The sequence below is a fragment of the Vicinamibacteria bacterium genome (genome assembly GCA_035620555.1).
Classification (GTDB): domain Bacteria; phylum Acidobacteriota; class Vicinamibacteria; order Marinacidobacterales; family SMYC01; genus DASPGQ01.
On record DASPGQ010000326.1, the window covers coordinates 1 to 11236 of the forward strand.

8 protein-coding genes are annotated in these 11236 nt (G+C 64.2%); 4 read left to right on the forward strand and 4 right to left on the reverse strand.

The window, feature by feature from the left end; genetic code table 11:
* Window positions 1-229: 229 nt before the first annotated feature.
* Both VEK15_13365 and VEK15_13370 read right to left on the reverse strand, forming a co-directional pair.
* Complete coding sequence (locus VEK15_13365) at window positions 230-1348, reverse strand: FAD-dependent oxidoreductase (GenBank protein ID HXV61681.1); 1119 nt, start codon at window positions 1346-1348, stop codon at window positions 230-232.
* 14 nt (window positions 1349-1362) lie between these two features.
* Entirely contained in the window at window positions 1363-2526 is a 1164-nt protein-coding gene (locus VEK15_13370; GenBank protein HXV61682.1) for a sulfite oxidase, read from the reverse strand.
* 108 nt (window positions 2527-2634) lie between these two features.
* Between VEK15_13370 and VEK15_13375 the strand changes: the two genes are divergently transcribed.
* Entirely contained in the window at window positions 2635-4329 is a 1695-nt protein-coding gene (locus tag VEK15_13375) for an amidohydrolase (protein HXV61683.1), read from the forward strand.
* A 180-nt stretch (window positions 4330-4509) separates the two neighbouring features.
* On the opposite strand, the gene VEK15_13380 is transcribed toward VEK15_13375, so the two are convergent.
* Both VEK15_13380 and VEK15_13385 read right to left on the reverse strand, forming a co-directional pair.
* A complete protein-coding gene (locus VEK15_13380) occupies window positions 4510-6459 on the reverse strand; it encodes a cytochrome c/FTR1 family iron permease (protein HXV61684.1) in 1950 nt (649 codons plus the stop codon).
* 81 nt (window positions 6460-6540) lie between these two features.
* Window positions 6541-7044 carry a hypothetical protein gene (locus VEK15_13385; GenBank protein HXV61685.1) on the reverse strand — a complete coding sequence of 168 codons (504 nt, stop codon included), beginning with the start codon at window positions 7042-7044 and terminating at the stop codon, window positions 6541-6543.
* Window positions 7045-7115: 71 nt separating this feature from the next.
* Here VEK15_13385 and VEK15_13390 point away from each other — a divergent pair, with 71 nt between their 5' ends.
* The 3 genes from VEK15_13390 to VEK15_13400 form a co-directional block, all read left to right on the forward strand.
* Window positions 7116-8993: a molybdopterin-dependent oxidoreductase gene (locus tag VEK15_13390; protein ID HXV61686.1), complete on the forward strand. Its 1878-nt coding sequence runs from the start codon at window positions 7116-7118 to the stop codon at window positions 8991-8993.
* A complete protein-coding gene (locus tag VEK15_13395) occupies window positions 8993-10765 on the forward strand; it encodes an NADH-ubiquinone oxidoreductase-F iron-sulfur binding region domain-containing protein (protein ID HXV61687.1) in 1773 nt (590 codons plus the stop codon). Before VEK15_13390 ends, VEK15_13395 begins: the two co-directional genes overlap by 1 nt.
* Window positions 10762-11236, forward strand: a 475-nt coding sequence (locus tag VEK15_13400; GenBank protein HXV61688.1) for a 2Fe-2S iron-sulfur cluster-binding protein, incomplete at its 3' end; no start/stop codon positions are given. The genes VEK15_13395 and VEK15_13400, both read left to right, overlap by 4 nt.

The window sequence follows — 11236 nt, forward strand, 5'->3', positions numbered from 1 at the left end:
CTAGGCTCATTTTCTTATCCGTGCGAGGTGTGCTCTGTAGTGGATAAAAGGAGCATCCCATTCCTCCCGGTGATCCCATCGTAAATGGCTGGAGCGGGGATTTCCAATTTGGGCTTCAGGCGCAGTGTCCCGCAGACCACGGATTTTCGGGGTGTTGTTCCACAGAAGTCTTTGCGCCGAGCGAGAACCCCGAGCCCGCGCGAAACGGACGAAGCAGCGAGATTCGACCCTACGAGCGCATTTCGGCGAAGAACTTCTTGTGTCCTTCGACGATGCGCGCGAGGGCTTCTTCATCGACGTCGAGAGACCACTCGCCGCGCTCGAAGGTCCCTCCCAGGAGAATCCCGTCCGAGCGGGGCATCATGTACAGGTCGCCGAGGAGAGTGATGTATTCGACCTCGGGCTGCGGCAGGAGGAAAGTCAGCTGCCCTTTGACGGGCGTCAGCTCCTGATCGTCGAAGAGAGCCTTGGCGCCGAGCCCGGTGCAATTCATGATCGCTGACTCGGGGAGAGACCGTATCTCGTCGACGTCTTTGAGCTCGCGCACGATGACGCGCCCGCCCGCGAGCTGAAAATCCCGCATGACGGCAGCCAGGTACGTATGGGGCTCGATGAGCATCGTCACGAACTGGCGGGCGTGCTGCACTGGAAACGGATGCTCCCCGGGAGACAAGTCGCGCGTTTCGGGAAAGACGATCCCCTCGGCCTCGCCGCTTCCCCCGAACGGGCTGTCACTCAGAACGTAGTTGGTAAGCCAGCGAACCCCGTAATAGCTCCCGACGAGGCCCTGGAAGTAACGATAAGAGAACCTCGCGGCGCGCTCGATCTGTGCGTCGAACTCGGGAGTCCTTCGTCGAAACTCCGCGACCGAGAATGGCGACCACTGCCCGGCGGCGACGTTCGACGTCGTGAATGGTGGCAGGTCTTTGGCGTAGATGGTCACCTCGGTGCCGCGCTGCTGCAGGAGACGAGCCGTGGACAGCCCGAGAGCGCCGCAACCGATGATGGCAGCTTTGCTGGGAGCGTTGCCCCCTTCGGAGAGCTTCTCTACCGCGAGATAGGAGCTTCCCCACGACAGCGAGAGGCCGCCTCCGCCGTGCCCGTAGTTGTGAACGATGATTTTCTGTCCGAGATTCTCTCGCTCGACACGGAACCCCGCCGGTCGGAACGGCCTCAGTCCAACGGTGGTGCGGATGATGCGCTCTTCCGATACGGTGACTTTGGGGAGCTTGAGCGTCGGAACGTCTGGAGGCCCCGAAGCCCTCGGCGCACCACGTGACGAGCACCCGTCGAGGAGCGCTCCCGCGGCGAACAGGCCGGCTCCTCTCAGGGCGCTTCTGCGATCCATCCTCGGACGACTGCTCAGACTCGGAGGCGACGGACGAGCTGGGCGTTCGACTCCCAGTAAGTCTTCTTCCCCGCGATGCTCGGGTCATCCATCGTCGGCTGAATGTCTCCCCCTGGATCGATGGCGCGGGAGACGATCGTGTGCTCCCCCGGCGATGGGCTCCAGTCCAGGTGCCAGAACTTCCAGGCGAAGGGCTCGTTCGCTCCTTCGTCGATCGTCGCCTTCGTCCAGTCGCCGTCGTCGACACGCACCTCGACGCGCTCGATTGGGGCGCCCCAAGCAGCGCCATGAATACGATAGCCGGCGGCACTCTTGGTCACTTTCGCCGCGAGCGATTTGATCCGCGATCGCCCGACGGAGGTCATGGTCCATTCCTTGGAGCCCCCACGATCGACCTCGCGCAGGGTGACGTAGTCTTTGGCCATAAAGCGGCCCATGTGTCGCGTGTCGCTGACATCGATGCGGGTGAGCCACTTGACGTTGGCAATGCCGTACCAGCCCGGCGCGATCAGACGCACGGGAAAGCCGTGGTGCGGCGCGAGCGAGACGCCGTTCATCTCGTAGCAGAGAAGGTTGTCCGCGCTCGTGGCGTCCTCGAGGGAGAGGCTCCGGGCGAACTTTTGCTTGGTGACGTTACCCCGTACCTCCTCGTCGCCCTCGTCGGCACCGTAGAACACGACTTCGATGCCTTGCTTGTCGACACCCGCCTTTTCGAGAATGGGAGCAAGCGGGGTCCCGGCCCAGCGTGCGTTCCCGATTCCGCCCCAGAACCAGGGGAACCCGTTGTTCCCCGAGCACTCGAGCGTGAACGTGACCTCCTTCCGCGGCATCGCCTTCAAATCGGCGAGCCGATAGGTGGCTGGATTGCGAACGAGCCCGGTGATCTCGAGCTTCCAGTCGCTCTCGTCCAGGACCGGTTTGTCGTAGTGGCCGACACGAAAGAAGCCCTCGTTCGGCGTGATCCAGGAATCGAGGGACTGCCAGTCGAGCATGCTGATCTCGTCGAGGGGCCAGGGCCCCGGCGCTTCGGGAGGCGTCGGCGGCTGGTCGAGAAACGGCACGACCTCCTCGCCTTGCGCGAGCGGAATCGCGGCCGAGATGACGCGGGACTGGGCCAGCGCGAGGGCGGCCGCGGCGCTTCCCCCGCGAGCGAGGAGCTCACGTCGAGTCCAACTCATTTTCAGGATTTCCTCCGTGACTATTTAGGGAATCACAGGACCGACCAAGAAGCAAGCTCGTCGGCCCGGTCGCCTCGATGCGCTTCGCGGAGGTAGAATTCGACCTTCATGAACGGCATACGGCTCGGCCACGGCGGCGCCCTCGTGGCAGGTGCCATCATTGCGATCACTGCGTGCGCGCCCCAAGAAAGCGCGGATTTGATCCTCATCAACGCCAACGTGATCACCGTCGATGAAGCGCTGCCCCGTGCCGAAGCCGTGGCCATCAAGGGGAACCGGATTCTGGCCGTCGGCGCCGCCGGGGCCGTGGAATCGCACACGGGAGCCGAGACCGAGATCATCGATCTCGATGGCGCCACCGTAGTTCCCGGTCTCATCGATGCCCACATGCATTTCCCCCGATTGGGAAAGCGAACCAAGCAGCTCTTCCTCGATGAGACGCGATCGCCGAGCGAAGCGGTCGCCGTGGTGAAGGAAAAGATCGCGAGCACGCCGCCAGGAGAGTGGGTGACGGGTCAAGGGTGGCACACGGTGATGTGGGAAATGTCGGGCTTTCCCGACAGCACCGAGCTCAACGCGGCCTCGCCCGACAACCCCGTCTACCTCGTCGGCATGGCGAGCCATGCGGCGTGGGTCAACGAGCGGGCTCTCGGTATCGCCGGCATCACTACGGAAACACCCGATCCCCCTGGGGGTGAGATCGTTCGAACGAACCGGGGTGAGCCTACCGGTTTTCTCCGTGAGACGGCGATGGACCTGGTCTCGAGACGTCTTCCCCAAGAAACCCGGGCGTCGAGGAAAGCTGACATCGAGCTCAGTATCACGACCGCACTCGCGATGGGGCTGACCGAAGTCCATGACGCGGGCGTCGGATACGAGGAGATCGAAATCTACAAAGAGCTCCTCGAGGAAGGCAAGCTCGACATTCGCCTGAACGTCATGTTCGAGATACCCGACGCGGGCGAAGTCCTCGAGCAGTTCATCGCGAATCCTCCGGAGGTCGGCTTGGGCGAGGGACGTCTGACGCTCAGAAGCCTGAAGATCTTCGCCGACGGGGCCCTCGGTGCACGGGGCGCCGCGCTCCTCGAGCCTTACGCCGATTCGCCGGAAGAGATTGGCTTGTTGCAGGCCGATGAGAACGAGCTGTACGAGGTGACCAGAAAAGCGATGGGTGCCGGGTACCAGGTGGCGGCACATGCCATCGGCGATCGGGCCAACCGCATCGTGCTCGACGCCTTCGAGCGAGCCCAGGAGGAGCGGCCGGCCGATCGGCCGCGACATCGGATCGAGCACGCTCAGGTCATTGCCCCCGAGGATATCCCCCGTTTCGCCGAGCTCGGCGTCATCCCTTCGATGCAGCCGATCCACGCGACCATGGACATGGGTTTTGCCGAGGCTCGCGTTGGTCCCGACCGGATTCGGGGCGCCTATGCCTGGAGGAGTCTCGTCGACTCAGGGGCCATGCTCGTCGCAAGCGCCGATACTCCCGCTTTCCCGGTCAAGTACTCGAACCCGCTCTGGGGTTACCATGCGGCGGTAACCCGGCAGGACGCATCCGGCAACCCTCCCGACGGCTGGTATCCGAACCAGACGCTCACCCGTCTCGAAGCGCTGAAGATCTACACGATCAACGCGGCCTACGCGGCCTTCGAAGAAGACGTCAAGGGAACGCTGGCGCCGGGAAAGCTTGCCGACCTCACCGTTCTCTCGAAAGACATCCTGACGATCCCGCCACCGGAGATCCTCGAAACCGAGGTCCTGATGACGCTCGTGGATGGTCGGATCGTCTGGAAAAGGCAATAACAAAGCTCGACACCTGGCAGGCTGATGAAAAAGTACGGCCCAGCCTGCGCGAGCGGAGCGAGCCCGGCGCGCCTGCCGCGCCGTAAGCAGCCCCGAGCCGTGGCGGCACGATCGATTGCGGGTCCCGCCGCGGCATTGAGTACTCTAGGGATTCGAGACCCCCACGAGATTAGATTTGAGCTAAGACGCCGCAGGTTGCGGCTCGGGCCTTCGCTTCGGCTGTGCGGCGCCGGAAATGAACCACGCCAGCAGGAACGACAACAGGATCCCGATTTGCAGCGCGAGCCCCTCGACGGTTGGCTGGAGCTCGAGAAACGGAACGTACGGCACCGCTGGAAGCGGGGTCTCCTTGATCCAGCCGATCTTCTGGAGCTCGCCGATGCCATAGCCGGCGAAAACGAAGGAGAGCAGGCCGAGAAGCACTCCGGTGACGGCGAAAAACGGCTTCAGCGGGATCTTCTTTCCGTACCGGAACGTCAGAACGACGAGGGCGAAAAGCACCAGGACCCCCGCGCCGAGACCGAGCACGATGGCGGCTCCCGCGGTCTCGTGTCTGAGGAAGAGCGCCTGATAGAAGAGCACGCTCTCGAAGGCCTCGCGGTAAACGGCGAGGAACGCAACCGTAGCGAGAGCGAGGCCGCTGCCCGCACCGAGCGCGCTCTTCGCGCGGTCTTCGATGTAGCTCTTCCAACGCTTCAGATCGGCGTTATGAATGACCCAGAAGCTCACAGAGAACAGGACCCCGGCGGCGAGGAGCGACGTGAGTCCTTCGAGAGCTTCCCTCTGGAGCGTCGAGACGCCCACGACGAACTGTGCCGCTAGCCAGGTCAGGACCCCGACGAGGACGCCTGCGACCGAGCCCCAGATCGTGTAACGACGGAACTCCCGGTGCCCCGTCGCGGTGAGATAGCTCAGGAGCAGCCCGACGAGAAGGCTCGCCTCGATTCCTTCACGGAGAATGATCGTCGCCGACTGCATGAAGACGAAACCGAGTCCGGAGCTCGCATCGGTCAGCTCCTGGCGCGCTTCTTCCGTGAGCGCCTTCAGCCGCGCGAGCTGGGGCGCGACCACCTCTTCGGGCGCCCCTTGCCGTAGCGAAGCGCGGTAGGACGCGAGCGAGCGCTCGAGGCTCCGAACGAGACGCGCGTTGGTAGCGAGCAACGTGGCTTCGGTTGGCTCAATTCCCTCGAGATAGGCCTCGAGGCTCAGCCGAACCGCGCTCTCGCCCTCCCCTCGCTCGTAGGCGGCGAGGCTTTCGTCGAGCTTCCGTTGCGCAAGCCTGAGGAGCTCGTCTTCGGGCGTTTCCGGTATCTCGCTGCGGTAGTAATCGAGAGCCCCTGGGGCCGCCTCGAGCGCCTGGGCGAGCTCCGCGTCGGACCGCGTAGCGAGATCCTTGACGGTGATGGGAAGCGGTTCGTTCGGAGGCGATGGCGCGAATCCATCGCGAAGGGTCATGACGTAAAACGCCAGATCCCACCGTTCGGCCACCGAAAGCGTCTCGTCGTAAGAGGGCATGGCCGTTCCCGCCACGCCGAATCCGATGGCGTTGAAGAGCTGATGGGGAGCGACGCCTAGCATGCGCTCGCCGCGGAACGTGGTCGGGGGTGGGGTCATGTCGACCGCGGACGGGCCGAGCCCGTCGCCCGAATCCCCGTGACATTGCCGACAGGCGGTCTCGTAGAGGCGACGTCCGTCGACAAGACTCGGAGCGCGCGAAGGATAGGTCACGACGTGAAGCTCCTGCGTCATTGCCGCCACGAGCTCCCGCACGCGGGCGACGACCTCGTGAGGCTCGGAGCGCTCCGACACCATCGCTCGCAAGCGATCGAGGCCTTGCTTGACGGGCGAGTCGGGCTTCGGGTACTCCTCCGCCAGGATCCGGGTGAACTCCAACATCTCCCGATACTCGAAATCGTCGAGGATCTCTCCCCCGCCCACCGCGCCCTCGTAGTCGGTGCCGACGTACTGCAGGAGGAAGAGAAGCTCCTCCGCTCCCAGCCCGGTGGGGGTGGTGAAAGTCGCGGCGCGTTGGGCTTCGGTCGCTCCCGCCCGGGGGAAGAACACCAGAGAAGCGCCCAAGAAGAGCGGCAAGAAGAGCAGGATCCGGGGCAACAGTCTGTCGCTCGTCATCGACACCCATTATATGAAATTGATATCCGTTTTCAAGTTCAAACTGGGCCCCGCTCCGAGCTTGCGAAAAAGAGCAGACGACTACTCGCCCCTCGCCGGCCCGCTCCATCGTTTTGCCGCCCGGCGCACGAATAGCAGTAAGATGCTCAGGAGGCCCAGGCCGAGGCCCACCACGACCCCGGCATCCACGATCCCCCTCCAGGGCTGCGCGAGGCGACGCACCCAGATCACCAGGAGAACGATTCCCAAGAGCAGGAGCCAGCTCGTCACGACGATGCGACGCGGAGCATCGAACAGCCCCATCGAGTACGGCGCCCCCAACAACACGCGCATCGGAGAGGGATTGCGGCCGAGATGAAACGCCCGCTCCACCACGCGGGGAGAGAAGCTTCGATGGAAACCCCGATAGCCTTCGGCGTAGGCGTTGAGTGTTACCCAGGCGACGAGGAGCATCCACTGCAGTCCCGTCAGGGCGCCGGCGTCGAATATCTCCGCGGCGATGGGCGCGAGCGCACCGAGCGCGCGCCCGAGGAAAGCAGCGACCCCGGCAACACACCACGAGGCGATGATGAGTTCTCTCGACACCAAGGCCCCGAACGATACACCGTCAAAGCGCACGCGGACCATCGTGGTAGACTCTCAATTGGAGAGAAGCCATGGGAAAGAGCTATCCGAGACTCCAGCAGCCGATGATTCGCGACCGTGGAGAGCTTCGTCGCGCGAGATGGGACGAGGCAATCGACAAGGCCGCCGAGGGTTTCGAAAAACACCGCGGCACCGCTTTCGGCCTCTTTAGCTGCTCCAAGGCGACCAACGAGATGAACTTCATGGCACAGAAGTTCGCGCGCGTCGTCATGGGCAGCAACAACATCGACAGCTGCAATCGTACGTGACACGCTCCGAGCGTCGCCGGTCTGGCGGCGGTTTTCGGAGCCGGAGGCGGAACCAGCTCCTATCAGGAGCTCGAGCAGACGGACGTCATCCTGTTGTGGGGATCGAACGCCCGCGAGGCCCATCCGATTTTCTTCCACCACGTGCTCAAAGGCATCAGAAACGGGGCCAAGCTGTACACCATCGATCCTCGGCGAACGGCGTCGGCCCAGTGGGCCGATCTCTGGCTCGGGCTCGATGTGGGCACCGATATCGCGCTCGCCAACGCCGTTGCCCGGGAAATCCTGGACGCCGGTCTCGAGAACAAAGCCTTCATCGAGAGAGCGACGACCGGGTTCGACGAGTACGCGAAATCGGTCGAGACCTACACCCTCGAGTACGCGGAAGAGACGACCGGCGTGCCTCGCGATGCGATTCGCGAGCTCGCGCACGTCTACGCGAAGGCGGACCGCGCCCAGCTCTGCTGGACGCTCGGAATCACCGAGCACCACAACGCGACCGATAACGTCCTCGCCCTCATCAACCTCGCGCTCCTCACCGGGCACGTGGGACGATGGGGATCCGGTCTCGTTCCCATTCGAGGCCAGAACAACGTTCAGGGTGGAGGAGACATGGGGGCTCTCCCTAACAAGCTCCCCGCATTCCAGAACGTCGACTCCGACGAGCATCGCGCGAAGTTCGAGAAAGCCTGGAAAGCAAGCGTCCCATCGTCTCCCGGCTGGCACATTTCCTTGATGTTCGAAGCGATGGAGCGCGGCGATTTGACCTCACTCTACATCATCGGGGAGAACCCCGCCCAATCAGAGGCCGACGGCGAGCGATCGCTGAAGCTTCTTTCGAACCTCGAGCATCTCGTGGTCCAGGATATTTTCCTCACCCGGACGGCGCAGCTCGCCCACGTCGTCTTCCCCGCGGCCGCGGCCTGGGCGGAGACCGAGGGCACGGTGACGAGCAGCGAGCGCCGGGTTCAGCGGGTCCGCAAAGCTCTCGAGCCACCGGGGGAAGCCAGGGACGACATCGAGATCATCTGCTCGCTCGCGCGCCGCATGGGCCACGACTGGAAGACTCCCACCGCCGAGGAGGCCTGGAACGAGCTCCGCAGCCTCTCGCCGCTTCACGCGGGGATGAGCTATGAGAGGCTCGAAAAGCTCGGCGGCATCCAGTGGCCCTGCCGCGACGAGAACGATCCGGGAAGTCCCTTCCTTCACGGGAGGCTCTGGAAGAGGCCCGTCGAGGGGTCCAGGGCCCCATTTTACGTCGTCGAGCAGGTGCCTCCGGTCGACGAGCTCACCGAAGAGTTTCCCATCCGGCTCACGACCGGGCGAAGGCTCGATTCGTTCAACACGGGAGTTCAGAGCGGCGGTTTTGCATCGCCCATTCGGAACGGCGAAACGCTGGATCTGTCACCATCGGATGGGGCCCGCTACGGCGTTAGCGAAGGGGACCGCGTTCGTATCGCTTCGCGGCGCGGCGAGATCGAGGCTCCGGTGCGCTTCGACGAGAACCTGCCCCCCGGCCTGGCGTTTCTCACGCTTCACTTTCCCGACGAGGTCGACACGAACCGGCTCACGATCGAGGCCTGGGATCCGAAGTCGGGCACGTCGGAGTTCAAGGCCACGGCCATCCGCATCGAGAAAGCCTGATGGATCTGCGCCTACCCGAGGCCCAACCAACCGAAGAGGAGCGCCGAGCGGTGGACGCGGTGCTCGGTCCGCCGAAGGAAATCCTCGTCGAGGAGCAAGTCGTTCGAGGCGGTGTCTCTGAGATCGAAGGAAAACGAAATCTCCTCCTTCCCGCTCTCCACGGCGTTCAGGATCAGATCGGTTGGGTGAGCGAAGGCGCCCTGGGCTACATCTGCCGGCGTCTCACCGTGCCACCCGCCGAAGCTTATGGCGTCCTGACGTTCTATGCCCTTCTCGCTACCCAAAGCAGACCGAAGCGCGTGGCGCACGTCTGTGACGACATCGCCTGCAAGCTCGTCGGCGCGGACGAGCTTTGTCAAGAGCTCGCGCACGAGAACGCCGTCCATCGAAGCCCGTGCCTCGGCCAGTGCGAGCGCGGTCCCGCGGTCCTCTTCCAGTGTGCCGGGGAAGACGACTGGACTCTCGTCCACGCTACTGAAGGGGGCGTTCGCGAGGGCCTCGCTGGCAAACGACGGGAAATGCCGAGACCCCCGGTTTACGGGCGAAGGCTTCTCCGGCGCATCGGCATATGCGACCCGGAAAGTCTCGACGACTACCGCGAGCACGGAGGCTACCAGGCGTTGCGGCGTGCCATCGAGCTCGGGCCGAGCGGCGTGCTTCGCGAGGTCAAGGACTCTCGGTTCCTCGGCCGCGGTGGCGCCGCCTTTCCCGCGGGTGTCAAGTGGGAGGCCGTAGCCAAAGCTCCGGTTCGTCCCCATTATGTGATCTGCAACGCCGACGAGTCCGAGCCGGGGACCTACAAGGACCGCATCGTGATGGAAGAGGACCCCTTCGCGGTCGTCGAAGCGATGACCATCGCCGGCTACGCCGTCGGAGCCGCAAAGGGTTTTGTCTACATCCGGGCCGAGTATCCTCACGCGGCCGCGCGTCTTCGGAACGCGATCGAGAAAGCGCGCATGCGAGGATTCCTGGGAGAGGACGTGATGGGAGAGGGGGTTTCCTTCGACGTCGAGCTCCGGCGCGGGGCCGGCGCCTATATCTGCGGCGAGGAGACGGCGCTGTTCAATTCCATCGAGGGCTACCGTGGCGAGCCGAGGAACAAGCCCCCCTTTCCCACCGAGGTGGGACTCTTTGGAAAGCCCACGCTCGTCAACAACGTCGAGACCCTCGTGAACGTGCTGGACATCGTTCTCGAAGGGGGCCCGGCTTTTGCCACGAGAGGAACCGAAGGCTCGACCGGGCCCAAGCTTTTCTGCGTTTCGGGACACGTCCCCAAGCCCGGACTCTATGAGGTGGAGTTTGGCGTGACGCTGCGAGAGCTGATCGAGCAGGCGGGAGGCGTCGCGGGCGGCAGAAAGCTCCGGGCGGTTCTGCTTGGAGGTGCCGCGGGCAGCTTCGTTGGCCCCGACGAGCTGGACGTGCCGCTCACGTTCGAGGGCGCCCGATCGATCGGCGCGGCAATCGGATCGGGCGTGGTGATGGTTTTCGATGATGGCGCTCCCATGCCCGAGATCCTGCGCCGGATCGCGGCTTTCTTTCGCGACGAGTCCTGCGGGCAATGCGTTCCCTGTCGGGTCGGGACCGTGAGGCAGGAGGAGGCGCTCCACCGATACATCGCGAACGTCGCGAACGGCAGCGCCGAGCGCGAGGTGGCGCTCATGGAAGAGCTCGCCCAGGTGATGCGCGACGCTTCGATCTGCGGGCTCGGCCATACCGCGGCGAGCGCCGTGCTATCGGCCCTCAAACGAGGTCTCCTGGACGAGACGCCATGAACGAACGCCGCATCGAATTGACGATCGACGGCCAACCCGTGGGCGTCCCCGAAGGCGCCACGCTGCTCGATGCATGTCGTGCCCAGGGAATCGCCACCCCCACGCTGTGTTTTCTCGAGAACCTCACCCCCGTCAACGTCTGCCGGGTTTGTGTGGTCGAGCTCGAGGGATCGCGAACGCTCGTTCCCGCCTGCTCGCGGAAGGCCGAGTCCGGGATGAAGGTCCAAACCGACAGCGCGCGGGTCCGGCACAGCCGAAAGCTCGTGCTCGAGCTCCTCGCCTCCTCCGTGGATCTTTCGCTTTCGGGCGAGGAGATCGGCCGATTCATGGAGCGCTACGACGTGGACGCGGAGCGGTTCGGCGCCGAGGCGAGGACGGTCGCTCAGCCGGTGAAAATCCACGACGAGATGTACGTTCGCGATTACAGCCGCTGCATCCTCTGCTACAAGTGCGTCGAGGCGTGCGGCGAGG